We start from the raw sequence: 26105 nt of genomic DNA, 5'->3' as shown, positions 1-26105 counted from the left end.
ATTACTATGAGTCGCAAGCAACTGGCGCTGTTCGAACCCTCTCTGGTCGCACAGGCGCTGATGGACGCCGTGAAAAAATTAAGCCCACATACCCAATGGCGTAATCCGGTGATGTTTATCGTCTGGTTGGGCAGTCTGTTAACGACCCTGTTAACCGTGGCGATGGCAACAGGCCATATGCCGGGTAATCCTTGGTTTACCGGTGCGATAAGTCTGTGGCTGTGGATTACCGTTCTGTTCGCCAACTTTGCTGAAGCGCTGGCGGAAGGACGCAGTAAAGCTCAGGCCAACAGCCTGAAAGGCGTCAAAAAAACCGCCTTTGCCCGCAAGCTTCGCGAACCGAAATACGGCGCGGCAATGGATCACGTCCCTGCCGATGATTTACGTAAAGGCGATATCGTGCTGGTGGAAGCTGGCGATATTATCCCGTGTGACGGCGAGGTGATCGAAGGCGGCGCGTCGGTAGATGAAAGCGCCATTACCGGTGAATCCGCGCCGGTGATTCGTGAATCCGGTGGTGATTTCGCCTCCGTCACCGGCGGGACTCGCATCCTCTCCGACTGGTTGGTTATCGAATGCAGCGTAAACCCTGGTGAAACGTTCCTCGACCGGATGATCGCCATGGTTGAAGGTGCACAGCGGCGTAAAACGCCCAATGAAATTGCCCTGACGATCCTGTTGATAGCCCTGACCATCGTCTTTCTACTGGCTACGGCCACGCTGTGGCCGTTTTCCGCCTGGGGCGGTAGCGCGGTCAGCGTCACTGTATTGGTTGCGCTGCTGGTGTGTTTAATCCCTACGACGATAGGCGGGCTGCTCTCCGCGATTGGCGTCGCCGGGATGAGCCGCATGTTGGGTGCGAACGTCATTGCCACCAGTGGACGTGCAGTAGAAGCGGCGGGTGACGTGGATGTACTGCTGCTGGATAAAACCGGCACCATTACGCTAGGTAACCGCCAGGCTTCAGATTTTCTCCCCGCCCACGGCGTGGACGAAAAAACGCTGGCCGATGCCGCGCAGCTTTCATCCCTGGCCGATGAAACGCCGGAAGGCCGCAGCATCGTGATTCTGGCTAAACAGCGCTTTAATCTGCGTATACGCGACGTGCAATCGCTGCACGCCACCTTTGTACCGTTTACCGCCCAAAGTCGGATGAGCGGGATCAACATCGACAACCGTATGATCCGCAAAGGGTCGGTCGATGCTATTCGTCGTCACGTCGAGGCCAACGGCGGCCACTTCCCCGCCGACGTTGAGCAGAAGGTCGAAAACGTCGCACGCCTTGGCGCTACGCCGCTGGTGGTTGCTGAAGGCTCCCACGTACTTGGCGTGATTGCCCTGAAAGATATCGTAAAAGGCGGGATTAAAGAGCGTTTTGCCCAACTGCGTAAAATGGGGATCAAAACGGTGATGATCACTGGCGACAACCGTTTGACCGCCGCCGCAATCGCCGCGGAAGCCGGAGTGGATGACTTCTTAGCCGAAGCCACACCGGAAGCCAAGCTGGCGTTGATTCGTCAGTATCAGGCGGAAGGTCGTCTGGTGGCGATGACCGGCGACGGAACTAACGACGCACCAGCCCTTGCGCAGGCCGATGTGGCCGTTGCCATGAACTCCGGAACCCAGGCAGCGAAAGAAGCGGGCAACATGGTGGACCTCGACTCGAACCCCACCAAACTGATTGAAGTGGTGCACATTGGTAAACAGATGCTGATGACGCGTGGTTCGCTGACCACCTTCAGTATCGCCAACGACGTGGCAAAGTATTTCGCCATTATCCCGGCCGCGTTCGCCGCCACCTACCCGCAGCTCAATGCGCTGAACGTGATGGGGCTGCATTCGCCGGACTCGGCGATCCTCAGCGCGGTTATCTTTAACGCACTGGTTATCGTCTTTCTGATCCCACTGGCGCTGAAAGGCGTGAGTTACAAACCGTTATCCGCTTCCGCGATGCTGCGCCGCAATTTGTGGATCTATGGACTGGGTGGTCTGGTTGTGCCGTTTATCGGTATCAAAGCAATTGATTTACTGCTGACCCTGCTGGGTCTGGTGTGAGGTTTCTGATGAGTGGATTACGTCCTGCATTATCAACATTGATTTTCCTGATGCTTATCACCGGCGGGGCATACCCGCTGCTGACCACTGCGCTGGGGCAATGGTGGTTTCCCCACCAGGCTAACGGTTCGCTTCTCCGCGAAGGTCAGATTGTTCGCGGCTCCGAGCTCATTGGGCAACAGTTTACCGCTGCCGGTTATTTTCAGGGACGCCCCTCAGCCACAACGGAAATGCCCTATAATCCAATGGCTTCAGGCGGCAGCAATCTGGCAGCCAGCAACCCGGAACTGGATAAACAGCTGCAAAGCCGGATTGCCGCGCTGCGTGCCGCTAACCCGCAGGCAAATCCTGCCGTTCCGGTAGAGCTGGTAACAGCTTCCGCCAGCGGGCTGGATAACAACCTGACGCCAGCTGCGGTGGTCTGGCAAATCCCCCGCGTGGCGCAGGCTCGCAACCTCAGCGTTGAAGAGGTCACACGCCTGGTTGCACAATACACGCAAAAGCCGTTGGTCAGTTTTATCGGCCAACCGGTGGTGAACCTGGTAGAACTTAATTTAGCGCTGGATAAGCACTGAGAAAAAGGACATGCATAACGACCCCTTACGCCCCGACCCCGATCGCCTGCTGGAGCAGACCACCGCTCCGCACCGGGGAAAACTGAAAATTTTCTTCGGCGCGTGTGCAGGCGTCGGTAAAACCTGGGCCATGCTGGCAGAGGCCCAGCGGCTGCGGGCGCAGGGATTAGATGTGCTGATTGGCGTGGTGGAAACCCACGGACGCAAAGAGACCGCCGCGCTGCTGGACGGTCTCAGCATCCTGCCGCTAAAGCGACAGGCGCGCCATGGTCGTCATATCAGCGAGTTCGATCTCGACGCGGCGCTGGCCCGCCGTCCGGCACTCATTTTGATGGATGAACTGGCGCACAGTAATGCGCCAGGCTCACGCCACCCTAAACGCTGGCAAGATATTGAAGAGCTGCTGGAAGCCGGTATTGACGTTTTTACTACCGTCAACGTGCAGCATCTGGAGAGCCTCAATGATGTGGTCAGCGGCGTCACCGGCATTCAGGTTCGCGAAACCGTCCCCGATCCTTTTTTCGATGCTGCTGACGATGTGGTGCTGGTCGATCTTCCCCCCGACGATTTGCGCCAGCGCCTGAACGAAGGCAAGGTCTATATCGCCGGTCAGGCGGAAAGAGCCATCGAGCATTTCTTTCGCAAAGGTAACTTGATCGCGCTACGTGAGCTGGCCCTGCGCCGCACGGCCGATCGGGTTGACGATCAGATGCGTGCCTGGCGTGGACGTCCGGGAGAGGAGAAAGTCTGGCATACCCGCGACGCCATATTGCTGTGTATTGGACACAACACCGGCAGCGAAAAGCTCGTGCGTGCCGCCGCGCGTCTGGCAGCGCGCCTCGGCAGCGTATGGCATGCAGTGTATGTCGAAACGCCAGCGCTGCACCGACTGCCCGAAAAACAGCGCCGCGCAATTTTAAGCGCTCTGCGATTAGCTCAGGAGCTGGGTGCAGAAACCGCCACCCTTTCCGATCCCGCTGAAGATAAAGCAGTAATCCGCTACGCCCGTGAGCATAATCTGGGAAAAATTGTCCTCGGACGTCCGACTACGCGACGCTGGTGGCGCAGTGATTCCTTTGCTGACAAACTGGCCCATCACGCACCGGATCTCGATCTGATGATTGTTGCGCTCGACGAACCACCTTCGCGCCCTGTGCTGCAAACTGCAGATAGCCGTACCTTTAAGGATAAGTGGCGGGTTCAAATTCAGGGTTGCGTGGTTGCCGTCGCGCTGTGCGCCATCATTACGTTGATTGCCATGCAGTGGTTGATGGCCTTTGACGCCGCCAACCTGGTGATGGTCTATTTATTGGGTGTGGTGGTTATCGCCCTCTTTTACGGACGCTGGCCGTCAGTGCTGGCAACCTTTATTAACGTTGCCAGCTTCGATCTCTTCTTTATTGCCCCACGTGGTACGCTGGCCGTTTCCGACGTCCAGTACCTGCTTACCTTTGCCGTGATGCTAACGGTAGGGCTGGTTATCGGTAATCTCACCGCCGGAGTGCGTTATCAGGCACGGGTAGCGCGTTATCGTGAACAGCGTACGCGTCATTTATATGAGATGTCGAAAGCGCTGGCCGTCGGACGGAGCCAGCAGGATATCGCCGCCACTAGCGAACAGTTTATTGCCTCAACGTTCCAGGCCCGCAGCCAGGTTTTACTGCCCGGTGAGAACGGTAAGCTGGCCCCTCTCACTCATCAACAGGGCATGACGCCGTGGGATGACGCCATTGCCCAGTGGAGCTTTGATAAAGGGCAACCGGCCGGCGCAGGCACTGACACTGACACCTTACCCGGTGTGCCATATCAAATTTTACCGTTAAAAAGCGCCGACAAAACGCATGGGCTGCTGGTTGTGGAACCAGGAAATTTACGCCAGCTGATGATCCCCGAACAGCAACGCCTGCTGGAAACTTTCACTTTACTGGTCGCCAGTGCGCTGGAACGCCTGACGCTCACCGCCAGCGAAGAGCAGGCCCGGTTTGCCAGCGAGCGTGAAAGCATTCGCAATGCCCTGCTCGCCGCCCTTTCCCACGATTTACGCACACCTCTGACGGTGTTGTTTGGTCAGGCAGAGATCTTAACGCTGGATCTGGCAAGCGAAGGATCGCCGCACGCGCGTCAGGCCAGCGAAATTCGCCAGCACGTCCTGAATACGACCCGACTGGTTAATAACCTGCTGGATATGGCGCGAATTCAGTCTGGCGGCTTTAATCTTAAGAAAGAGTGGTTAACGCTGGAAGAGGTGGTCGGCAGTGCCCTGCAGATGCTGGAGCCAGGACTCTCTGCTCCTATTAATTTGTCGCTACCCGCGCCGTTGACGCTGATCCACGTCGATGGCCCGCTATTTGAACGGGTGCTGATTAACCTGCTGGAAAACGCTGTTAAATACGCAGGTCCAGCGGCGCAAATCGGTATTGATGCCAGCGTCGATGGCGAGCATCTGCAACTGGACGTCTGGGATAATGGCCCTGGCATTCCATCGGGAATGGAGCAACGAGTTTTTGACAAGTTCTCCCGGGGAAACAAAGAGTCATCTGTACCGGGCGTTGGGCTGGGGCTGGCAATCTGCCAGGCCATTGTGGACGTGCACGGCGGTACAATTTCCGTCCACAATCGCGCACAGGGAGGAGCATGTTTCCGTGTTACACTGCCCCAGGAAATCCCCCCTGAACTTGAAGATTTTCATGAGGATATGTGACGAACGTACTGATTGTTGAAGATGAACAGGCTATCCGTCGCTTTCTGCGCACTGCGCTGGAAGCCGATGGTCTGCGTGTATATGAAGCGGAAACGCTGCAACGTGGTCTGCTGGAAGCCGCCACGCGAAAACCCGATCTCATCATTCTCGATCTCGGTCTGCCGGACGGTGACGGCATTGATTTTATTCGTGACCTGCGACAATGGAGCGCGATACCGGTAATTGTGCTCTCAGCCCGCAGCGAAGAAAGCGATAAAATTGCCGCCCTGGATGCCGGTGCCGATGACTATCTCAGTAAACCCTTTGGTATTGGCGAGCTACAGGCGCGATTGCGCGTGGCATTGCGTCGCCACGCCAGCGGCACGTCTCCCGAGCCGGTGGTGCATTTTTCCAACGTAAAAGTAGATATCGCCGCCCGACTCGTACATCGTGGTGATGAAGAGATTCATTTGACGCCGATTGAGTTTCGCCTGTTAGCGGTACTGCTGAATAATGCCGGAAAGGTACTGACGCAGCGCCAGTTGCTCAATCAGGTTTGGGGACCAAACGCCGTCGAACACAGCCACTATCTGCGAATTTACATGGGACACCTGCGCCAGAAACTGGAACTGGACCCGGCACGTCCGCGTCATTTTCTGACCGAAACCGGGATTGGTTATCGGTTCATGCCATGACGTTAAGTTGAATATAAAAAGCCGGATCAGCGTATTTGCTGTCCGGCTTTTTCATTATTCATGCCGAATAGCGACGCTAGCGTCTTATCCGGCCTACGGTTTACGCGTTCTTCAGCACTTCGCTGACGATCTCAACCGCTTCTTTTTCGATCTGCTTGCGATGTTCTTCACCGAGGAAGCTTTCGCAGTAGATCTTGTAAGCGTCTTCCGTACCAGAAGGACGCGCGGCAAACCAGCCGTTGTCAGTCATCACTTTCAGACCGCCGATAGAAGCGCCGTTGCCCGGTGCAGCCGTCAGACGCGCGGTGATCGGGTCGCCCGCCAGCGTACTGGCGCTCACCATTTCCGGAGACAGCTTAGACAGCGCCGCTTTCTGCGCGGAGGTCGCGCTTGCCTGCAGGCGGTTGTAGCTCGGTGCGCCAAAGCGAGCAGCCAGTTCGTTGTAGTGCTCCTGCGGGTTCTTACCGGTCACTGCGGTAATTTCTGCCGCCAGCAGGCACATGATGATGCCGTCTTTGTCGGTTGACCACGGTGTACCGTCGAAACGCAGGAAAGATGCCCCCGCGCTCTCTTCCCCACCAAAGCCAAAACTGCCGTCAAACAGACCGTCAACAAACCATTTAAAGCCCACCGGCACTTCAACCAGTTTACGCCCTAAGTCATTCACTACACGGTCAATCATCGCCGATGACACCAGCGTCTTACCGACGGCAACATCTTTGCCCCACTGCGGACGATGCTGGAACAGGTAGTTGATCGCCACCGCCAGATAGTGGTTCGGATTCATCAGCCCTGCCGGGGTGACGATACCGTGACGGTCGTAGTCTGGGTCATTGGCAAAGGCCAGATCGAACTTGTCGCGCAGCGCCAGCAGCCCCGCCATCGCACACTCGGAGGAGCAGTCCATGCGGATTGCGCCATCTTTGTCGAGATGCATAAAGCGGAAAGTCTGATCAACGTGATCGTTAACGATAGTCAGGTTCAGGTTGTAGTGCTTAGCAATACGCTTCCAGTATTCGATACCGGAACCGCCCAGCGGATCGACACCCAGCGTCAGACCCGCTTTCTGGATCGCCGCCATGTCTACGATGTCAGCCAGTCCTTCAACAAACGGCTGAACCAGATCCTGCTCTTTCACATGACCAGATGCCAGCGCAGCGTCCAGCGACATACGCTTCACGCCTTGCAGACCGGCCGCCAGCAGCGCGTTGGCTCTGTCTTCCACCACTTTGGTGACATTGGTGTCTGCCGGACCACCGTTTGGCGGGTTGTATTTAATGCCGCCATCTTCCGGCGGGTTGTGGGACGGCGTGATCACAATGCCGTCAGCCAGCGGGCCGCCTTTTTTGTTGTGGACCAGGATAGCGTTCGATACAGCAGGGGTTGGCGTAAAGCCGTTATTTTCCTGCACGATGACGTCAACACCGTTCGCCGCCAGCACTTCCAGTACAGAGATAAAAGCCGGTTCAGACAGCGCGTGGGTATCCTTGCCCACATAGCACGGGCCAGTAATCCCGTTTTTCGCACGTTCTTCAGCAATCGCCTGGGCGATAGCCAGAATATGCGGCTCGTTAAAACTATGACGACCTGCACTGCCGCGATGTCCGGACGTACCGAACTTAACAGCGTGCTCAGCGTTCCCTGCCGTTGGTTTCAGTACATAGTACTGTGCCGTCAGTTGGGCGACGTTAATCAAATCACTCTGTTGCGCAGGTTGACCTGCACGATTGTGGATTGCCATTGCCTGGTCCTTCTAATGCAAGGATTAAATTGTTCCGCAAACCTTTTCAATCAATTCCGCAGGGAATTGCATTAACTGCATGATGTGTTCAACCATGCTGCATTTACGGCCGGTATTGGTATTGGTGATCACCCAGTACGGCGTGCCTGGCACGTGCTTCGGTTTGGTTTGATTACCATTTTTCAGCAGCGTCTGTTCATCAGCTGCAAAATAAACACGCGTACGACCATGCAACGATTCCGTTGCTTCGGCGAACGCGTTTTGATCCAGTGAATAGAGTGTAGACAGCACCAGCATAAAGCGATTTACTGCTTTCTTCTGTTCCGCGTATTCGTCGGACAGCAGCAGCTCACGCATCGCGCGCACTTTATCTTTTACGGGGTTAACCGGCTTGGCTTCCACGACAGGTTGCACAGCGCGGACTTCTTTGACTATCGGAGTGACAGGCTGTGATGCGGCGGAAAATTTCAACATACGCCGTAAAATGTCGGATGCGCTCTCGCCAATATGCTTGGTGTGGCTGGCAATATAGCTATAGAGTTCATCATCAACTTCAATCGTTTTCATCTTAATCCAGTGCAGTGTTTAGCTGAATACAAGTTGTCGGGGTAAACACACGTAGTGTAAAGGCAAATCCCAACAGCGGATAGCGTCAAGCCTGGTGGCCAGCAAAACTCAGAGTAACCGTAGTTGTTGCAGCCATGTGGCAGAATGGTCAACATGATACCCTAACCCGTGAGTGTGAAAAAAAGAACTTTGCCATGAAATTGAATATCCGAGCGCAATCTGCGCAAAACCTGCACAATAATTCTCCCATCGTCCTGGTTCACGGCTTGTTTGGCAGCCTGGATAACCTGGGGATCCTGGCACGCGATCTAGTAGCCGACCACGACATCATCCAGGTCGATATGCGAAACCATGGCCTCTCCCCTCGTTCACCTGAGATGAATTATCCGGCCATGGCGCAAGATCTGCTGGATACGCTGGACGATCGGCAGATCGAAAAAGCGATCTTTATTGGCCACTCGATGGGCGGAAAAGCCGTCATGGCGCTGACTGCTCTGGCTCCGGAACGCGTCGAACGGCTGGTCGCCATCGACATTGCTCCCGTTAACTACCATGTTCGCCGCCACGATGAGATTTTTGCGGCAATCAATGCCGTAACCGATGCACAAGCGTCCTCACGCCAGCAGGCGGCAAGCGTCATGCGCCAGCACCTGCAAGAGGAAGGTGTTATCCAGTTTCTACTGAAATCCTTTGTTGACGGCGAGTGGCGCTTTAACGTTCCCGTATTGTGGGATCAATATCCGCATATCGTCGGTTGGGAAACCATTCCTGCGTGGGAGCACCCGGCGCTGTTTATCCCAGGCGGCAACTCACCGTATGTTACCGAAGCGTATCGCGAACAACTGCTGGCGCAATTCCCACAAGCTCGTGCGCACGTTATAGCAGGCGCCGGGCATTGGGTGCATGCCGAAAAACCGGAGGCGGTGCTGCGCGCCATCCGTCGTTATCTGAGCGAGCAGGCTAACTGATTAAAAACTCAGCGTCTGCGCGCGATTACGCGCGCGGGCGTTGGCGTGTCTCCCCTGCTGATGTATTATGGCGCGCTATCCATCCGGGCAGACGCCTGGCTGATTGTTTCCCCGAAGTCACCAAGATCATGGCCAAAGAACAAACGGACCGTACGACATTAGATCTGTTCGCGCAGGAGCGTCGCCCGGGACGACCCAAAACTAATCCGCTCTCGCGTGATGAACAGTTACGTATTAATAAACGTAATCAGCTTAAGCGTGACAAAGTTCGCGGGCTTAAGCGTGTCGAACTGAAACTAAACGCTGATGCCGTTGACGCTCTGAACGAGCTGGCTGAGGCACGCAACATGAGTCGCAGTGAACTCATCGAAGAGATGCTGATGAACCAACTCAGCGCATTGCGCGGTCAGGCATAGTCTGAATTTCTGCTCTAAATCATAAATCGTGTAGCACAGAGTGCAGTCCTGCGTGTTTGCTGTTTCCGCATGCCTGACTGTTCTGCTATGATTGCCCTTATCCGTGGGCAATGCGCCACCACCATTTCAATAAGTTTCAAGAGGTTATTTTACTCATGGCAATCACTGGCATCTTTTTCGGCAGCGACACCGGTAATACCGAAAACATCGCAAAAATGATTCAAAAACAGCTTGGTAAAGACGTTGCCGATGTTCATGACATTGCAAAAAGCAGCAAAGAAGACCTCGAAGGGTATGACATTCTGCTGCTCGGCATCCCAACCTGGTACTACGGTGAAGCGCAGTGCGACTGGGACGACTTCTTCCCTACCCTCGAAGACATTGATTTTAACGGCAAACTGGTTGCATTGTTCGGCTGTGGCGACCAGGAAGATTACGCAGAATATTTCTGCGATGCGTTAGGGACCATTCGCGACATCATCGAACCGCGCGGCGCAACCATCGTTGGTCACTGGCCAACGGCGGGTTATCACTTTGAAGCGTCCAAAGGTCTGGCTGACGACGACCACTTTGTCGGTCTGGCTATCGATGAAGATCGCCAACCTGAACTGACCGCAGAACGCGTAGAGAAATGGGTTAAACAGATCTCTGAAGAGCTGCACCTCGACGAAATCATTAATGCCTGATTTCGTGTGGCGCAGATTTCCATCTGCGCCGCATCAATAGATAAAACCAATCAAAATAATTGCTACAAATTTGTAACTTTTTCGTCTGACCCTGTACAATGGCTGGATGCCAATCGGGTGTTGCACAGTGTGTTTGTCGGCGATACCACGTTTTGATTAACAATATATGCCAGAGACTTGCAGTTTTCATTTAGCCATGGCAGTTCTATAATGAATCGCATTATCTCAAGTGCAATTTCTGTCACTTCTGTTAATGAAGTGAATCGTTTAGCTACAGGACAGATTCCGCATGACTGACAACAATACCGCATTAAAGAAGGCTGGCCTGAAAGTAACGCTTCCTCGTTTAAAAATTCTGGAAGTTCTTCAGGAACCGGATAACCATCACGTCAGTGCGGAAGACTTATACAAACGCCTGATCGATATGGGTGAAGAAATTGGTCTGGCGACCGTGTATCGCGTGCTGAACCAGTTTGATGATGCCGGTATCGTGACCCGCCATAATTTTGAAGGTGGTAAATCCGTCTTCGAATTGACTCAACAGCATCATCACGATCACCTCATCTGCCTTGACTGCGGCAAAGTGGTCGAGTTCAGCGATGATTCCATCGAAGCCCGCCAACGTGAGATTGCGGCTAAACATGGCATTCGCTTAACTAACCATAGCCTCTATCTTTACGGTCACTGCGCCGAAGGCGATTGCCGCGAAGATGAGCACGCCCACGACGGCAAATAATGTAATGCTTTCTGAAAAGCCAACCATCCGGTTGGCTTTTTTTATGGGCGTTACCTGCCCTTTTCCCCTTCCCTCCGCTCCTGTGTTGCTTTAATGTAAAAAGCAATTGCCCCTTCCGGAGAGTCGAAATGGAACTTCGCCAGCTACGCTATTTTGTGCGCATTGTAGAAACCGGCAGCATGGGTAGCGCGGCGCTCGATCTCAATATCGGGGTTTCGGCACTCAGCCAGCAAATGTCGCGTCTGGAAAACGAACTCGCTATTCGCCTGCTGCAGCGCACTTCGCGAGGCGTTACACCCACCAGCGCCGGACTGGCTTTTTACTCCCAGGCGCAGCTGGCGCTCCGTCACGCAGACGATGCAATCCTCGCCGCGCGTGAATCCCGGCTTTCCGGGCACGTCAGCGTCGGCATGGCTCCAAGTACCGCTTCAGTTCTCGGTATGCCTTTTATTCACGCCATGCGGGAAAGCTATAGCGATGTTCGCCTGCATGTGGTGGAAAGTCTCTCTGGTAATCTGGAACGGATGATTAATACCCGCCAGATTGATCTGGCTGTGGTGTTTCAAAAAGAAAAGATCCTGCGCTGGAGTGCCAGACCGGTTCTCGAAGAACGGCTGTTTTTGATTGGGACCCATGCCCTACTGGCTGATATTACCGATGACAATATTTCTCCAGCCGAATTGGCACGTATTCCATTGATAATGCCAAGCCCAGGCCACGGTCTGCGCGGCAGGCTGGAAGCGATTTGCCAGGAACACGCGCTACGCATTGAGATCGCAACAGAAATTGATGGTCTGGCGCTGCTCATGCGCGCCGTGCGCAGTGGCATTGGCGCCACTCTCCAGCCTGGTGCTGCAATTTCCCATCTCGATAAAGAGACGCTAAGAGTGATCGGCGTCCATAATCCAATACTGAGTCGCCCCAACTTTCTGGTAAGCCTCTCTGACGATGAACTCACCCCGGCGGGACTCGCAGCCCGCGTGGTGCTGACGAAAGTGATGCATCAACTGGTAGAAGCCGGAACCTGGCCAGGCGCCATCCTTTACAATAACTAAAGCCTCCTTTAGCACTGCGTCGTAGCGCCCTCACAAGCTGAACGTATACATTTAAATTACAAATTTAACAATTAGTTAAATGGTAATGGAGTATACGATGGTTGATGTTCTGGTGATTGGTGGTGGCAATGCCGCCTTATGCGCTGCCTTGACCGCCAGGGAGCAAGGCGCTTCCGTTTTACTGCTCGAAGCGGCCCCTAAGGAATGGCGTGGGGGGAATTCCCAACACACGCGTAATCTGCGCTGTATGCATGATGCGCCGCAGGATGTACTGGTGGAAAGCTATCCGGAAGAGGAGTATTGGCGGGATCTGCAGCGCGTCACGGAAGGAAATACCAACGGAGCCCTGGCACGTCTGGTGATCCGCACCTCTTCACAGTGTCGCGACTGGATGCGCCGACACGGCGTGAATTTTCAACCTCCTCTCTCTGGCGCTCTACACGTGGCGCGAACCAATGCCTTTTTTATGGGTGGCGGGAAAGCCCTGGTGAATGCCTATTATCGCAGCGCAGAAAAGTTAGGCGTACAAATCCGCTATAACACCCCGGTGCAGGCGCTTGAACTGCACAACGGCGAGTTCGTGGCGGCGCTGGCAGGCGAAGAGCGCATCACAGCTAAATCCTGCGTGCTTGCCGCTGGCGGGTTTGAGTCAAACCGCGAATGGCTGCGAGAAGCGTGGGGAGAGAACGAGCGCGGCGAATGGCCTGCAGATAACTTCCTGATTCGCGGCACGCGCTTTAACCAGGGCGTACTGCTCAAATTTATGATCGATGCCGGAGCCGACATCATCGGCGACCCCTCCCAGTCACACTGCGTAGCCATTGACGCCAGAGCGCCATTATATGACGGCGGGATTTGTACCCGCGTGGACTGCGTTTCGCTCGGTATAGTCGTCAACCGTGACGCTGAGCGTTTTTATGATGAAGGCGAAGATTTCTGGCCCAAACGCTACGCAATCTGGGGACGTCTGGTCGCCCAACAGCCAGGGCAGATTGGCTACTCCATTATCGACAGTAAAGCCATCGGCCACTTCATGCCTCCGGTCTTTCCTGGCGCACAGGCCAATACGCTGGCGGAGCTGGCTCATCAGTTGGGGCTGAATGGCGAACACTTTACCCACACCGTGACGGAGTACAACAACGCCTGCCAGCCCGGCCAGTTCAACCATACCATTCTGGATAACTGCACGACAAAAGCGTTAACCCCCGCGAAGACACACTGGGCGCGACCACTGGACCAGCCGCCTTACTACGGCTATGCCCTACGGCCAGGGATCACCTTCACCTATCTCGGGTTAAAAGTGAATGAACGCGCTGCCGTACACTTTGCCGGGCAGCCAAGCCGCAACCTGTTCGTCGCCGGAGAGATGATGGCGGGCAACGTGCTGGGCAAGGGCTACACCGCAGGCGTGGGCATGTCAATCGGCACAACCTTCGGCCGTATTGCCGGAAAAGAAGCCGCGCTGGCCGCACGTAAGGAGACTCGTCATGAGGCAGCTTGAGAAACTGATTATCGAAGCGCAAATTATCACCGAACCGGAAGCGGAAGTTGAACGCGTGATGCAGGTCTGCAACGCCTGTCGCTATTGTGAAGGATTTTGCGCCGTGTTCCCGGCCATGACGCAGCGCCTGGAATTCGGTAAAGCGGATATCAATTATCTGGCAAACTTGTGCCATAACTGCGGTGCCTGCCTGCACGCCTGTCAGTATGCCCCGCCTCATGAGTTTGCCATCAACGTGCCGAAGGCGATGGCAGAAGTCCGGCTTGAAACCTATCAGCACTACGCGCAACCCGCGGCCTTTGGCGCGCTTTATCGTCGCGCAGGCGTCACCGTGACGCTGGCGCTGGTTTTCGGTCTGATTCTGTTTTTACTGCTCGCCATGGGGTTAAAAGGCTCGTTACTCCATCCACCGCTGGCCGGAGATTTCTACCAAATTTTCCCGCATAACCTGCTGGCCTGGATGTTTGGTTTGGTATTTATTCTGGCTATAGGTCTGTTGATGGCGGGCGTTATCCGCTTCTGGCGCGAGATCTCTCCCGGTATGCCACGTTCCGTCGAAATTGCTGAAGCTTCACACGATGCGCTGACGCTAAAGTATCTCGATGGTGGGCACGGTAAAGGTTGTAATGAAGCAGATGATGCCTTCACTCTGATGCGGCGCCGTTTTCATCACTTCACTTTCTACGGTTTTCTGCTCTGCTTTGCCGCCACCGTGGTGGCGACGGGCTATCACTATTTCGCAGGTATTGAAGCGCCCTATCCGTTCTTCAGCTTGCCGGTGATGTTGGGCACATTAGGCGGCATTGGCCTGGTTGTCGGCCCGGCTGGCTTGCTATGGCTCAATCTCAAGCGCTCACCGCTACATGGCGACGCGCGGCAAAAACCGATGGATCGCGGTTTTATTTTACTGCTGCTGCTGACCAGTCTGACCGGTTTAGCTCTGCTGGCAGGAAGAGACTCGTCCTGGATGGCTATTTTGCTCGCCATCCACCTCGGCGTGGTCATGGCGCTCTTTCTGACCATTCCTTACGGAAAATTTGCCCATGGATTTTACCGCTGCGCAGCCTTACTCAAGTGGGCGATTGAGAAACGGCGCGGCAAACAGGCGGGGGTCACAGACAACTAACCCGCACACTCTTACCTCTATAAATATTATGATAAGACAGTGGAGCAAACCCAATGACACAACAACCATCGCGCGCCGGAACTTTCGGCGCAATACTGCGGGTAACCAGCGGTAATTTTCTCGAACAGTTCGACTTTTTTCTGTTCGGGTTTTACGCCACCTATATTGCAAAGACCTTCTTTCCCGCGGAGAGTGAATTTGCCGGGCTAATGTTAACTTTCGCCGTTTTTGGTTCGGGTTTCTTAATGCGACCCGTTGGCGCCATTGTGCTGGGTGCTTATATCGACAGAATTGGTCGTCGTAAAGGCCTGATGGTGACGCTGGCGATTATGGGCTGCGGTACCCTGCTGATAGCCCTGGTACCTGGCTATCACAGTATTGGCCTGCTGGCTCCCGTGCTGGTATTACTTGGACGACTATTACAGGGATTTTCTGCAGGCGTAGAGTTAGGCGGCGTCTCGGTTTATCTTTCGGAAATCGCCACGCCTGGCAATAAAGGCTTCTACACCAGTTGGCAGTCGGCCAGTCAACAGGTCGCCATTGTGGTGGCGGCGCTGATTGGTTACGGTCTGAACGCCACCCTGGGACACGATCAGATCTCGGAATGGGGCTGGCGCATACCCTTCTTTATTGTGTGCGCGGCACTTTGCGGACTCGCCGCCACGGCAATACTGTTTGTCCGGCTGAGTCGGGGTTATCAACCAGTGGAAAATAAGCTCTGAAATGCAAACGGGCGGAAAATTCTCCGCCCGTTGTCTTTTTCATTTTTTGAATTACTGCGCGGCATTCTTGCTGCGGATTTCCTGCCAGACTTTATCACAATCAGCATTAACGGCCTGATCGTTACCCGTGCGCGTGGCCTGGATACACTGTTGATAATCCAGCACGCGTACGCTTTCTTCATTGGCAAACTGCTGGTGCTGTTTTTCTTTCTTCAGTACATTCAACACGCTTTGGCAGGCTTCTATTTTTTCCGGCGATCCTTGAGCGGTATTAATACACGCGCTGTAGGCTTCTTTCAGACGGCTGTCTTCTTTCGGTGCAGGGGATTGCGTACAAGCCACCAGCCCTGATGCCATAACGGCGATGAGTATCAGTTTTTTCATAGCACGTTCCTCAACGAGGCGGCAGGCGCACGGCCTGCCGCTATTGGCATTAGAAGATAGTGAACGGAGCAATAACGATGAATTTCACGTCGCGCTCATCCTGGAAGATGTTGCCGTAACCACCACCCCAGCTCGGAATATCTGAATGGTTGTCGTACTGGGTGAAGTGCAGTTTAAACATAGTGCCCTTCGCACGACCATCCTGCAGGGTGTAAACCGCATCCAGGCTGTAAGAAGATTCTTCGATAGTGCGGTTTTTGTCGTAGTACGCATCCGGGTTGAGCTGCCAGGTAGCGGGTTTGGCATCCCATGCGTAAACGTAGGACGCGCCCACTGCCCAGCCCGGCAGGTTCCAGTTCTTCAGGTCATACATTGCGCCGAAGAAGACTGCCTTTTCGCCGTTGGCGTTGAAGTCAGAACGGTTATCCCACCACACGTCCAGGCGACCGTTTGATGAGGCGTAGGTCGGGGTCATACGCTGCAGGAAGTAGCCTTGCTGCCCATCTGCTTTAACCCATGTGCCTTCCAGACGCAGGTCAACCACTTCCGCTACTTTATAACCGAAGGTCAGCGCCTGCAGCCAGGCCGTGCCGTCATAAATATCGTTCACGGTGCGATCGTCAACTTTGTCACGTGCGCCGTAGAATTGATAGCTGGTAGTAAACGGGTTACCGCCTAAATCGAATTTGTAGCTGGCTTTGGCGAAGTACTGATCGACGTAGCCTTCAGACTGACCAAATGCCGCTTCCAGCAACAGGTTATTTTTGAAGTCATATTTCGCGCCGATTGAATGCAGGTAATCAACGCTGGTCTTTTTATCAGCCTGATAGAATTTATCGACTTCGGTGTGCCACGGTGCTTTATATTCGTTAGCCCACATATAGGAGAAGCTTAGTGCGCCAGCATCACCATAGTCGAAGTTGGCACCGGCTTCAGCCCCCTGATAGGTACCTGGCATAAAGCTCCAGTGCGGTGCCAGCAGAGTCTGCCCGGTTGGTTGAATGTAACCGGCACGCGCCCAGGTTGGGCCGTATTTAAATTTAGCTGCTGCTTTATAAAGGCTAATCCCGCTCTTATCGCCGGAGTAATCCTCGTCATAGCCTTTATTTTTGGAAGAGAATGCGATTTCGTTTGGATGGCCGCTTTCGCTACTTTCGTTCATTTCAATAGCGGTAAATGCTGCGATATCAATACCAAACATATCGGCCGCATAACCGGACTGGAAGTCGAGGTTAGCGTTCCAGGTGGAGTGAGAAAGGTTGGTTTTGTATTTGTCATGATCGGTCACATCTTTACGGTCACGCTCACGCTGCCAGTAATAGATGCCGCCGGTTAAGGTTGAGTCATCAATAAATCCTTCGGCGTGTGCCTGCGGAGCGACAACAAAACCCGACATTGCTGTGATACCGGCGATAGCCAGCGCCAGCGTACTACGTTTGCCACTAAACGTACGCATATGTTAATCCTCTTTGACATAAAAATGCTGCCGATATAAGCGGACAGCGAAAAAACAAAAATTAAAAAAGTAGCGCCAAGAAAACCTCAGTGACTACAATGAATAGACTATTTTTCGCGACGCGAATTATCAATCTCTTTCTGTAACGAGTATGTAATAGTATGAGCAACCGCACATATTTCATTGCTTTCTGTTACATTTTCATTGGGAGATAAAAAAGCGTTGATAAAATGAAAAAATCGCTTGTTTTCCATAGAGATGAAATCGGTTTCAGCCCATTTCACATTGAGGTAAGTTATTTAAACGTAAAAACATTCAGCCGATTTATTATTACAGACATGTAATTAATTCGCTGCGCAAACGGAGCCTGTCAAACGGTTTTATTGCGAAAAAAAACGCCGCATGAAGCGGCGTTTAGAGAGGATGTGTTGCGACTTATTCGCCCGCTTTAGCCCACGTATCACGCAGACCAACGGTACGGTTAAACACCAGCTTGTCAGCCGTTGCATAACGGCTGTCCAGGCAGAAGTAACCTTCACGCTCAAACTGGAACGCTTTACCTGCAACCGCAGCCTGCAGCGACGGCTCACCGTAACCCTGCTTAATGACCAGCGATTCAGGGTTAATAACGGACAGGAAGTCTTCCGCCGCACCTGGGTTTGGCACGCTAAACAGACGGTCGTACAGACGGATTTCAATCGGTAGCGCATGGGACGCGCTCACCCAATGAATAACGCCTTTAACCTTACGACCATCGGCCGGATCTTTGCTCAGGGTGTCAGCATCGTAGGTGCAGAAAATGGTGGTGATCTTCCCTTCTGCATCTTTCTCAACACGTTCGGCCTTGATCACGTAAGCATTACGCAGACGTACTTCTTTACCCATCACCAGACGCTTGTACTGCTTGTTCGCTTCTTCGCGGAAGTCTGCGCGATCGATCCAAATTTCACCGCTAAACGGTACTTCACGGCTACCCATTTCCGGTTTATTCGGATGGTTAGGCATAGTGACCAGCTCGCTTTCGCCCTGCGGGTAATTTTCGATAACCAGTTTCACCGGATCGATAACCGCCATCGCGCGCGGAGCATTTTCGTTCAGATCTTCGCGGATGCAGGATTCCAGAGAAGCGATCTCAATGGTGTTGTCCTGTTTGGTCACACCAATACGTTTGCAGAACTCACGGATCGCGGCAGCGGTGTAACCGCGACGACGCAGACCAGAGATCGTCGGCATACGCGGATCGTCCCAGCCTTCAACGTGCTTGTCGGTCACAAGCTCGTTCAGCTTGCGCTTGGACATCACGGTGTATTCCAGATTCAGGCGCGAGAATTCGTACTGGCGCGGATGAACCGGAATGGTGATGTTGTCCAGCACCCAGTCGTACAGACGACGGTTATCCTGGAACTCCAGCGTACACAGTGAATGCGTAATGCCTTCCAGCGCATCGCTGATGCAGTGGGTAAAGTCGTACATCGGGTAGATGCACCACTTGTTGCCGGTCTGATGGTGTTCGGCGAACTTAATGCGGTACAGCACCGGATCGCGCATCACGATAAACGGCGAAGCCATATCGATTTTCGCACGCAGGCAGGCCTTACCTTCTTCAAAGCCACCGGTACGCATTTTTTCGAACAGCGCCAGGTTCTCTTCAACGCTACGATCGCGGTACGGGCTGTTTTTACCTGGCTGAGTCAACGTGCCACGGTATTCGCGGATTTCGTCCGCTGACAGTTCGTCAACGTACGCCAGCCCTTTATTAATAAGCTCTACCGCATAGGCGTGAAGCTGATCGAAGTAATCCGAAGAGTAGCGAATGTCGCCAGTCCAGTGGAAACCTAACCATTCAACGTCGTTTTTAATCGACTCAACGTACTCGATATCTTCTTTAACCGGGTTCGTATCATCAAAACGCAGGTTGCACTGGCCCTGGTAATCTTGCGCAATGCCAAAGTTCAGACAAATGGATTTCGCGTGGCCAATGTGCAGATAGCCATTTGGCTCCGGCGGAAAACGGGTATGGATAGTGGTGTGCTTACCACTGGCCAGATCTTCATCGATGATCTGACGAATAAAGTTACTCGGGCGGGCTTCAGCCTCACTCATCGTGGATTCCTCAAAGCGTAAACAACGTATAACGGAGTATGATCTTATAAGCGACGTCAGGAGACAACTATTAGTTGCACAAAAAAGCTGTTCAGCAGGAGATATGAGGGCATTTGCTGCAAAAAAAAGCGGCGGAGGACTATCCCCCGCCGCTTAAGGCACTTAACTCACTTTACTCAGGAGCAGTTACTTACCTTTAATCTCATACAGTGGTGTTTGACCGGCAACCACGTGACCTTCGGCTTTAATGACCAGAGCGCCGAAATCATCGCTGTTGCTGCACACAACCGGGCTTATCATAGAACGTGCGTTAGCGTTCAGGAACTCCAGATCCATTTCCAGAATCGGTTGGCCTGCAGTAACTTCCGCACCTTCTTCAACCAGACGCTTAAAGCCTTTACCTTCCAGCGCGACGGTGTCGATGCCCATATGGACCACGATTTCCGCGCCTTTAACAGTTTCCAGGCAGAACGCGTGGTTAGTGTTGAAGATTTTCACGATGGTGCCCGCAGCCGGAGCAACCACGATTTTATCCGTTGGTTTCACCGCCACGCCGTCGCCTACAGCTTTGCTGGCGAAGGCTTCATCAGGAACCTGCTCCAGCGCAACTACGTCACCGGTGATCGGAGAAACCAGCGCTTCAACGGTGACTGAATTCGCTACCGCCTGCGGTTTTGCTACCGGAGCCGCTGCTGCTGGCGCACTTTCACCAGACGCTGCTGCCACCGGGCCACGCGCGACAACTTTCTTCATTTCGTCGCCGATGGATTCAGCTTTCGCACCCACGATGACCTGAATTGTTTGCTTATTCAGCTTAACGACACCCGATGCTCCTAAACGTTTACACATCGCATCGTTTACGCGACCGGAGTCGGCAACGGTCAGACGCAGACGAGTGATACAGGCATCAATCGCTTTCAGGTTATCAGTGCCGCCAACCGCTGCAATGTAGCTGGTTGCCAGTTGAGCCAAACCTTCTTCAGTGTTGCTGTTGGCTTCTTCAGTAACGATATCGTCTTCTTTATCTTCGCGGCCCGGCGTTTTCAGGTTAAACATACGAATAACCGCGCTGAACAACACAAAGTAGATGACGAAGAACACCAGACCCATCACCACCAGCATCCAGACGTTCTTACTTGCTGCCGGCAGGTTGTACATCAACACGTAGTCGATAGCACCTGCGGAGAAGGAGAAGCCCGCGTGGATCCCCAGCAGTGTTGCAACGAACAGGCTGATACCCGTTAACAGTGCGTGCAGGAGGTACAGCAGCGGAGCCAGGAACATGAACAGGAATTCCAGCGGCTCGGTAACACCGGTCAGGAACGCGGTGATCGCAACGGACAGCAGCATACCGCCAACCATCGGACGACGTGCTTTCGGAGCCGCGAAGTACATCGCCAGCGCCGCACCCGGCAGACCAAACATCATGATCGGGAAGAAGCCAGACATGAACATACCCGCAGTGCCGTCACCCGCGTAGAAACGGTTGATGTCACCGTGGAATACGGTACCTGCAGCGTTAGTAAATTCGCCAATCTGGAACCAGGCAATAGTATTCAGCACCTGATGCAGACCGGTTGGGATCAGCAGACGGTTGATGAAACCAAAGATACCGGAACCCAGCGCGCCAGCGCCCACGATCCACTCACCACCCGCATGGATGGCGTTCTGTACCGGTGGCCATACGTAACCGAAGATAGCAGCCAGCACCAGACAGAAGAAGCCAGTAGCGATCGGCACGAAGCGTTTGCCGCCAAAGAAACTCAGGAAGTCAGGCAGTTTGATACCAGACCAGCGGTTATACACGGCACCGCCGACCAGACCGGTGATGATACCAGCCAGCACACCCATATTGATTGCAGGGTTAATGGTAACCATTGCTTTGGTCAATATGAAATAACCGACCGCACCTGCCAGCGCTGCTGCACCTGCGCTGTCTTTTGACCAGCTGGAAGCAACACCGATCGCAAATATTAACGCGAGGTTATCAAAGATGGCCCCACCCGCTTGCGCGATGAAGGGTACGTTAAGTAAATCTGGTTGGCCGAATCGCAGCAGCAGTGCCGCGACTGGCAGCACAGCGATGGGAAGCTGTAACGCCCTACCCAGCCGCTGGAAAAAACCTAAAATATTCATTTTATTCCCCCTACGAGACCCCGATTAGGCTTCTTTGAAGCCATATTTTTATTGTGTGACCATTCCTGACAGCAAGATTCTGGAACAACGATATTAACCATTCATCTACATTCAGAGTGTGTGAAAAATTAATTCGTATCGCAAATTAAACGCGTGTTTTTTGTGATTTCAGTCACCAAATATCGTTATCAACCCTCCCTTCCACTGGCTAACTACGAAAACTTATTTTATCATTCAAAAAATCGAAACGGATTGATCCTTACCGATGCAAAACCAGGTTACGCTTAATACTGCACAGAGACTCAATCCGCCAATTGCTTACATTTACTTTTGAGGTGAAGAATGAGACTGATCCCCCTGAATACCGCTGAACAAGTCGGCAAATGGGCTGCTCGCCATATCGTTAACCGTATTAACGCGTTCAAACCAACGGCAGATCGTCCGTTCGTTCTGGGCCTGCCGACTGGCGGTACTCCGCTGACAGCTTATAAAGCATTGGTTGAAATGCACAAAGCGGGCCAGGTGAGCTTCAAGCATGTTGTTACTTTCAATATGGACGAATATGTTGGCCTGCCGAAAGAACATCCGGAAAGCTACCACAGCTTTATGCACCGCAATTTCTTTGATCACGTTGATATTCCAGCAGAAAACATCAACCTCCTCAATGGTAACGCGCCGGATATTGATGCAGAATGCCGTCAGTATGAAGAAAAAATCCGTTCTTACGGTAAAATCCACCTGTTTATGGGCGGTGTAGGCAACGATGGTCACATCGCGTTCAACGAACCGGCTTCCTCTTTGGCTTCCCGTACCCGTATCAAAACGTTGACTCACGACACACGTGTTGCTAACTCACGCTTCTTTGACGGCGACGTAAGCCAGGTGCCTAAATATGCGCTGACCGTTGGCGTGGGTACCCTGCTGGATGCAGAAGAGGTGATGATCCTGGTTCTGGGCCACCAGAAAGCACAGGCGCTGCAAGCCGCCGTTGAAGGCAACGTTAACCACATGTGGACCATCAGCTGCCTGCAGTTGCATCCAAAAGCCGTTGTGGTCTGCGATGAGCCTTCCACCATGGAACTGAAAGTGAAGACGCTGAAATACTTCAACGAGTTAGAAGCGGAAAATATTAAAGGTCTGTAATTGATGTCTCCGCCCTGTCGATGAGTTGCAGGGCGGCATTTTTTGAAATCGGGGGTCGGAATGTATGCTTTAACCCAGGGCCGGATCTTTACCGGTCACGAAATTCTTGATGACCATGCGATTGTTGTCGCCAATGGCCTGATTGACAGCGTTTGCCCACTGGCTGAGTTACCGTCAGGAATTGAACAGCGCTCACTGAATGGGGCCATTGTTTCCCCCGGTTTTATTGATGTACAGCTAAACGGCTGCGGCGGTGTACAGTTTAACGATACGGCAGAAGCCGTGACTGTTGAAACGCTGGAAATCATGCAGAAAGCCAATGAAAAATCTGGCTGCACCAACTATTTGCCAACGCTTATCACCACCAGCGATGACCTGATGAAACAGGGTGTTCGCGTGATGCGTGAATACCTGGCGAAACACCCGAATCAGGCATTAGGACTTCATCTTGAAGGCCCGTGGCTGAACCTTGTGAAAAAAGGCACCCATAATCCGGGATTTGTCCGTCAGCCGGACGCTGCGTTGGTTGATTTCCTGTGCGATAATGCGGATGTGATCACCAAAGTCACACTGGCACCAGAAATGGTCCCGGTAGAGGTCATCACCAAACTGGTTAATGCCGGTATCGTGGTTTCTGCGGGTCACTCCAATGCAACGGTCAAAGAAGCCAAAATCGGCTTCCGCGCAGGCATCAGCTTTGCGACCCATCTGTTCAACGCGATGCCGTACATTACCGGTCGTGAACCAGGTCTGGCGGGCGCAATTCTTGATGAAGCCGATATCTACTGCGGTATCATCGCCGATGGCCTGCACGTTGACTACGTTAACATTCGTAACGCCAAGCGCCTGAAAGGCGACAAGCTGTGCCTGGTCACCGACGCGACCGCGCCAGCAGGTGCAAACATTGAACAGTTCATTTTCGCCGGTAAAACAATATACTACCGCAATGGACTATGTGTTGATGAGAACGGTACGTTGAGCGGTTCATCATTAACCATGATTGAAGGTGTACGCAATCTGGTCGAACATGCGAATATCGCTCTCGACGAAGTCCTGCGCATGGCAACGCTCTACCCTGCTCGCGCCATTGGCGTCGACAAACAACTCGGCAGCATCGCGCCAGGCAAAGTAGCCAACCTGACTGCGTTCACGCACGACTTTAAAATTATCAAGACCATCGTTAATGGCAACGAGGTCGTTACTGAGTAAGAGAAAGAATGACACCAGGCGGACAAGCTCAAATAGGTAATGTTGATCTCGTAAAACAGCTTAACAGCGCGGCGGTTTATCGCCTGATTGACCAGCATGGGCCAATCTCGCGAATTCAAATTGCCGAGCAAAGCCAGCTTGCCCCCGCCAGCGTAACCAAAATTACGCGTCAGTTGATCGAACGCGGGCTGATCAAAGAAGTCGATCAGCAGGCCTCCACCGGAGGCCGCCGCGCTATCTCTATCGTCACAGAAACCCGCAATTTCCACGCCATTGGCGTACGCCTGGGGCGCCACGATACGACGCTCACTCTCTATGATATGAGCAGTAAAGTGGTCGCCGAAGAGCATTACCCTCTCCCGGAGCGCACCCAGGAAACGCTGGAATATGCGCTGCTCAACACCATTGCTATCTTTATTGAGAGCTGCCAGCGAAAAATCCGCGAGCTGATCGCAATTTCTGTCATCCTGCCAGGCCTTGTCGATCCTGAAAGCGGCGTCATCCGCTATATGCCACACATTCAGGTCGAAAACTGGGGACTGGTCGAAGCGCTCGAAAAACGCTTCAAAGTCACCTGCTTTGTTGGTCACGATATTCGCAGCCTGGCGCTGGCTGAGCACTATTTCGGGGCAAGCCAGGATTGCGAAGACTCCATTTTGGTGCGAGTGCACCGCGGAACTGGCGCGGGAATTATTTCCAATGGCCGCATTTTCATCGGTCGCAATGGCAACGTCGGTGAGATTGGTCATATTCAGGTTGAGCCGCTGGGTGAGCGCTGTCACTGCGGTAATTTCGGCTGCCTGGAAACCATTGCGGCCAACGCCTCTATCGAACACCGCGTACAAAACTTGCTAAAGCAAGGCTATCCAAGCCGGCTCACGCTGGATGATTGCAGTATCAAAGCCATCTGTAAGGCAGCGAATAAAGGCGATAATCTGGCAGCTGAAGTCATTGAGCACGTTGGCCGCCATCTGGGTAAAACCATCGCTATCGCCATCAACCTGTTTAATCCACAGAAAATCGTCATTGCGGGCGAAATTACCGAGGCTGATAAAGTGCTGCTGCCTGCAATAGAAAGCTGTATCAACACGCAGGCGTTGAAGGCGTTTCGCCATAATTTACCGGTGGTTCGGTCCACGCTGGATCACCGCTCCGCCATTGGCGCCTTTGCGCTGGTGAAACGCGCAATGCTTAACGGGACTTTGCTGCAACGTTTGCTGGAAAGCTAATACACGTCATCCTTCAAGCTGCCTCTGCGTTAGCTGCATCTGCTCACCTCAGTCACTTACTTCAGTAAGCTCCGGAGGTTCGCAGACTTGCCGCCTTGATGCAACTCGAATGATGTAGTGTATTTTGTGTATAGTAATGCCTTCTTTTTTTAATGTCGGATTGTCCATGGCCATTAAGAATGTAATTTGTGATATCGACGGCGTGCTGATGCACGACAATGTTGCCGTACCGGGTGCGGCAGAATTTCTGACTGGGATCCTGGAAAAAGGTCTGCCGTTAGTCCTGCTGACTAACTACCCTTCGCAGACCGGGCAAGATCTGGCAAACCGCTTCGCCACCGCAGGTGTGAATGTCCCTGATAGCGTCTTTTATACTTCCGCGATGGCTACCGCTGATTTTCTTCGTCGCCAGGAAGGAAAAAAGGCCTATGTGGTAGGTGAAGGCGCGTTAATTCACGAACTGTATAAAGCTGGATTTACCATTACCGACGTGAACCCCGATTTTGTGATTGTTGGCGAGACGCGTTCCTATAACTGGGACATGATGCATAAAGCGGCGTATTTTGTCGCCAACGGCGCTCGTTTTATCGCCACTAACCCGGATACCCACGGTCGCGGCTTTTATCCCGCCTGTGGAGCACTCTGTGCCGGTATTGAGAAGATCTCAGGTCGTAAACCATTTTATGTCGGCAAACCCAGCCCGTGGATTATTCGCGCGGCGCTCAACAAAATGCAGGCGCACTCAGAAGAAACCGTCATTGTTGGCGACAACCTGCGCACCGATATTCTGGCAGGTTTTCAGGCGGGTCTGGAAACTATCCTGGTACTGTCTGGCGTATCCAAGCTCGATGATATTGACAACATGCCGTTCAGACCAAGCTGGATTTACCCGTCTGTTGCTGAAATTGATGTGATTTGATTC

Annotated in this window: 22 protein-coding genes and 1 pseudogene; 17 read left to right on the top strand and 6 right to left on the bottom strand. The window is 53.2% G+C overall.

From position 1 onward, the window contains the following. The first annotated feature begins 6 nt into the window (after positions 1-6). The 4 genes from kdpB to kdpE are packed head-to-tail and all read left to right on the top strand — an operon-like array spanning position 7 to position 6005. Positions 7-2055, top strand: coding sequence for a potassium-transporting ATPase subunit KdpB (kdpB, locus tag OGX67_RS22620; RefSeq protein ID WP_003022864.1), 2049 nt, complete (start codon positions 7-9; stop codon positions 2053-2055). 8 nt (positions 2056-2063) lie between these two features. Further along, positions 2064-2630 (top strand): potassium-transporting ATPase subunit KdpC, encoded by a 567-nt coding sequence (gene kdpC / locus OGX67_RS22615; protein WP_071696190.1) that lies wholly within the window; start codon positions 2064-2066, stop codon positions 2628-2630. 10 nt (positions 2631-2640) lie between these two features. Continuing rightward, positions 2641-5331, top strand: a complete 2691-nt coding sequence (kdpD, locus tag OGX67_RS22610) for a two-component system sensor histidine kinase KdpD (RefSeq protein WP_286527331.1) — start codon at positions 2641-2643, stop codon at positions 5329-5331. After that, entirely contained in the window at positions 5328-6005 is a 678-nt protein-coding gene (kdpE, locus tag OGX67_RS22605) for a two-component system response regulator KdpE (RefSeq protein WP_003022856.1), read from the top strand. The genes kdpD and kdpE overlap by 4 nt, the downstream gene beginning before the upstream one ends. Positions 6006-6105: 100 nt before the next feature. On the opposite strand, the gene pgm is transcribed toward kdpE, so the two are convergent. After that, entirely contained in the window at positions 6106-7746 is a 1641-nt protein-coding gene (pgm, locus tag OGX67_RS22600) for a phosphoglucomutase (alpha-D-glucose-1,6-bisphosphate-dependent) (protein WP_003022854.1), read from the bottom strand. A gap of 24 nt (positions 7747-7770) precedes the next feature. Beyond that, positions 7771-8313, bottom strand: a complete 543-nt coding sequence (gene seqA, locus OGX67_RS22595) for a replication initiation negative regulator SeqA (protein WP_257651734.1) — start codon at positions 8311-8313, stop codon at positions 7771-7773. Positions 8314-8507: 194 nt separating this feature from the next. Here seqA and ybfF point away from each other — a divergent pair, with 194 nt between their 5' ends. The 9 genes and pseudogenes from ybfF to OGX67_RS22550 form a co-directional block, all read left to right on the top strand. Beyond that, the gene (ybfF, locus tag OGX67_RS22590; RefSeq protein ID WP_204583882.1) at positions 8508-9281 is read left to right on the top strand and encodes an esterase; all 774 of its coding nucleotides are present in this window, start codon (positions 8508-8510) and stop codon (positions 9279-9281) included. Between the two features lie 128 nt (positions 9282-9409). Then, positions 9410-9697 carry a LexA regulated protein gene (gene ybfE, locus OGX67_RS22585; RefSeq protein ID WP_003022842.1) on the top strand — a complete coding sequence of 96 codons (288 nt, stop codon included), beginning with the start codon at positions 9410-9412 and terminating at the stop codon, positions 9695-9697. 155 nt (positions 9698-9852) lie between these two features. Continuing rightward, on the top strand, positions 9853-10383 hold the full coding sequence (fldA, locus tag OGX67_RS22580) for a flavodoxin FldA (RefSeq protein ID WP_003022839.1): 531 nt from the start codon (positions 9853-9855) through the stop codon (positions 10381-10383). A gap of 210 nt (positions 10384-10593) precedes the next feature. Then, on the top strand, positions 10594-10680 hold the full coding sequence (locus OGX67_RS22575) for a ryhB-regulated fur leader peptide (RefSeq protein WP_049259739.1): 87 nt from the start codon (positions 10594-10596) through the stop codon (positions 10678-10680). After that, positions 10673-11119 carry a ferric iron uptake transcriptional regulator gene (gene fur, locus OGX67_RS22570; RefSeq protein ID WP_003022836.1) on the top strand — a complete coding sequence of 149 codons (447 nt, stop codon included), beginning with the start codon at positions 10673-10675 and terminating at the stop codon, positions 11117-11119. Before OGX67_RS22575 ends, fur begins: the two co-directional genes overlap by 8 nt. Before the next feature lie 128 nt (positions 11120-11247). Next, the gene (tcuR, locus tag OGX67_RS22565) at positions 11248-12174 is read left to right on the top strand and encodes a tricarballylate utilization LysR family transcriptional regulator TcuR (RefSeq protein ID WP_257651735.1); all 927 of its coding nucleotides are present in this window, start codon (positions 11248-11250) and stop codon (positions 12172-12174) included. 97 nt (positions 12175-12271) lie between these two features. Further along, positions 12272-13675: an FAD-dependent tricarballylate dehydrogenase TcuA gene (gene tcuA, locus OGX67_RS22560; RefSeq protein WP_257651736.1), complete on the top strand. Its 1404-nt coding sequence runs from the start codon at positions 12272-12274 to the stop codon at positions 13673-13675. Next, entirely contained in the window at positions 13662-14801 is a 1140-nt protein-coding gene (gene tcuB, locus OGX67_RS22555) for a tricarballylate utilization 4Fe-4S protein TcuB (protein ID WP_057063302.1), read from the top strand. Before tcuA ends, tcuB begins: the two co-directional genes overlap by 14 nt. Before the next feature lie 53 nt (positions 14802-14854). After that, positions 14855-15520, top strand: a pseudogene (locus OGX67_RS22550) (MFS transporter); the annotation flags it as partial. Positions 15521-15574: 54 nt separating this feature from the next. Here the strand turns inward: OGX67_RS22550 and OGX67_RS22545 are convergent. From OGX67_RS22545 to nagE, 4 genes are all read right to left on the bottom strand, one after another. Then, complete coding sequence (locus OGX67_RS22545; RefSeq protein ID WP_003022817.1) at positions 15575-15907, bottom strand: ChiQ/YbfN family lipoprotein; 333 nt, start codon at positions 15905-15907, stop codon at positions 15575-15577. Positions 15908-15956: 49 nt separating this feature from the next. Further along, the gene (gene chiP / locus OGX67_RS22540) at positions 15957-17363 is read right to left on the bottom strand and encodes a chitoporin ChiP (protein ID WP_003022813.1); all 1407 of its coding nucleotides are present in this window, start codon (positions 17361-17363) and stop codon (positions 15957-15959) included. 435 nt (positions 17364-17798) lie between these two features. Then, positions 17799-19466: a glutamine--tRNA ligase gene (gene glnS, locus OGX67_RS22535; RefSeq protein ID WP_071696184.1), complete on the bottom strand. Its 1668-nt coding sequence runs from the start codon at positions 19464-19466 to the stop codon at positions 17799-17801. A 186-nt stretch (positions 19467-19652) separates the two neighbouring features. Beyond that, complete coding sequence (gene nagE / locus OGX67_RS22530; RefSeq protein WP_257651737.1) at positions 19653-21602, bottom strand: PTS N-acetyl glucosamine transporter subunit IIABC; 1950 nt, start codon at positions 21600-21602, stop codon at positions 19653-19655. Between the two features lie 342 nt (positions 21603-21944). Here nagE and nagB point away from each other — a divergent pair, with 342 nt between their 5' ends. The 4 genes from nagB (at position 21945) to nagD (ending at position 26102) form a co-directional block, all read left to right on the top strand. Beyond that, positions 21945-22745, top strand: coding sequence for a glucosamine-6-phosphate deaminase (gene nagB, locus OGX67_RS22525; protein ID WP_003022803.1), 801 nt, complete (start codon positions 21945-21947; stop codon positions 22743-22745). 60 nt (positions 22746-22805) lie between these two features. Next, positions 22806-23954, top strand: coding sequence for an N-acetylglucosamine-6-phosphate deacetylase (nagA, locus tag OGX67_RS22520; RefSeq protein ID WP_003022800.1), 1149 nt, complete (start codon positions 22806-22808; stop codon positions 23952-23954). A gap of 8 nt (positions 23955-23962) precedes the next feature. Continuing rightward, on the top strand, positions 23963-25183 hold the full coding sequence (gene nagC / locus OGX67_RS22515) for a DNA-binding transcriptional regulator NagC (protein ID WP_003022796.1): 1221 nt from the start codon (positions 23963-23965) through the stop codon (positions 25181-25183). Positions 25184-25349: 166 nt separating this feature from the next. Then, a complete protein-coding gene (nagD, locus tag OGX67_RS22510; protein WP_003022792.1) occupies positions 25350-26102 on the top strand; it encodes a ribonucleotide monophosphatase NagD in 753 nt (250 codons plus the stop codon). Positions 26103-26105 lie beyond the last annotated feature (3 nt).

Source organism: Citrobacter sp. Cf118 (assembly GCF_030334095.1).
Taxonomy (GTDB): Bacteria; Pseudomonadota; Gammaproteobacteria; order Enterobacterales; family Enterobacteriaceae; genus Citrobacter; species Citrobacter freundii.
The sequence above is the reverse complement of the archived record's forward strand: the minus strand, read 5'-3'. Positions and strand labels throughout refer to the sequence as shown.

What these genes read in the sequence shown, in the direction of transcription:
- tcuB (WP_057063302.1), top strand. Translation starts at nt 13,662, where the DNA reads ATGAGGCAGCTTGAGAAACTGATTATCGAAGCGCAAATTATCACCGAA.
- nagD (WP_003022792.1), top strand. Translation starts at nt 25,350, where the DNA reads ATGGCCATTAAGAATGTAATTTGTGATATCGACGGCGTGCTGATGCAC.
- chiP (WP_003022813.1), bottom strand. Translation starts at nt 17,363, where the DNA reads ATGCGTACGTTTAGTGGCAAACGTAGTACGCTGGCGCTGGCTATCGCC.
- ybfE (WP_003022842.1), top strand. Translation starts at nt 9,410, where the DNA reads ATGGCCAAAGAACAAACGGACCGTACGACATTAGATCTGTTCGCGCAG.
- kdpC (WP_071696190.1), top strand. Translation starts at nt 2,064, where the DNA reads ATGAGTGGATTACGTCCTGCATTATCAACATTGATTTTCCTGATGCTT.
- OGX67_RS22545 (WP_003022817.1), bottom strand. Translation starts at nt 15,907, where the DNA reads ATGAAAAAACTGATACTCATCGCCGTTATGGCATCAGGGCTGGTGGCT.
- nagE (WP_257651737.1), bottom strand. Translation starts at nt 21,602, where the DNA reads ATGAATATTTTAGGTTTTTTCCAGCGGCTGGGTAGGGCGTTACAGCTT.
- kdpB (WP_003022864.1), top strand. Translation starts at nt 7, where the DNA reads ATGAGTCGCAAGCAACTGGCGCTGTTCGAACCCTCTCTGGTCGCACAG.
- OGX67_RS22575 (WP_049259739.1), top strand. Translation starts at nt 10,594, where the DNA reads ATGAATCGCATTATCTCAAGTGCAATTTCTGTCACTTCTGTTAATGAA.
- nagC (WP_003022796.1), top strand. Translation starts at nt 23,963, where the DNA reads ATGACACCAGGCGGACAAGCTCAAATAGGTAATGTTGATCTCGTAAAA.
- nagA (WP_003022800.1), top strand. Translation starts at nt 22,806, where the DNA reads ATGTATGCTTTAACCCAGGGCCGGATCTTTACCGGTCACGAAATTCTT.
- seqA (WP_257651734.1), bottom strand. Translation starts at nt 8,313, where the DNA reads ATGAAAACGATTGAAGTTGATGATGAACTCTATAGCTATATTGCCAGC.
- tcuA (WP_257651736.1), top strand. Translation starts at nt 12,272, where the DNA reads ATGGTTGATGTTCTGGTGATTGGTGGTGGCAATGCCGCCTTATGCGCT.
- fldA (WP_003022839.1), top strand. Translation starts at nt 9,853, where the DNA reads ATGGCAATCACTGGCATCTTTTTCGGCAGCGACACCGGTAATACCGAA.
- tcuR (WP_257651735.1), top strand. Translation starts at nt 11,248, where the DNA reads ATGGAACTTCGCCAGCTACGCTATTTTGTGCGCATTGTAGAAACCGGC.
- nagB (WP_003022803.1), top strand. Translation starts at nt 21,945, where the DNA reads ATGAGACTGATCCCCCTGAATACCGCTGAACAAGTCGGCAAATGGGCT.
- glnS (WP_071696184.1), bottom strand. Translation starts at nt 19,466, where the DNA reads ATGAGTGAGGCTGAAGCCCGCCCGAGTAACTTTATTCGTCAGATCATC.
- kdpD (WP_286527331.1), top strand. Translation starts at nt 2,641, where the DNA reads ATGCATAACGACCCCTTACGCCCCGACCCCGATCGCCTGCTGGAGCAG.
- pgm (WP_003022854.1), bottom strand. Translation starts at nt 7,746, where the DNA reads ATGGCAATCCACAATCGTGCAGGTCAACCTGCGCAACAGAGTGATTTG.
- fur (WP_003022836.1), top strand. Translation starts at nt 10,673, where the DNA reads ATGACTGACAACAATACCGCATTAAAGAAGGCTGGCCTGAAAGTAACG.
- ybfF (WP_204583882.1), top strand. Translation starts at nt 8,508, where the DNA reads ATGAAATTGAATATCCGAGCGCAATCTGCGCAAAACCTGCACAATAAT.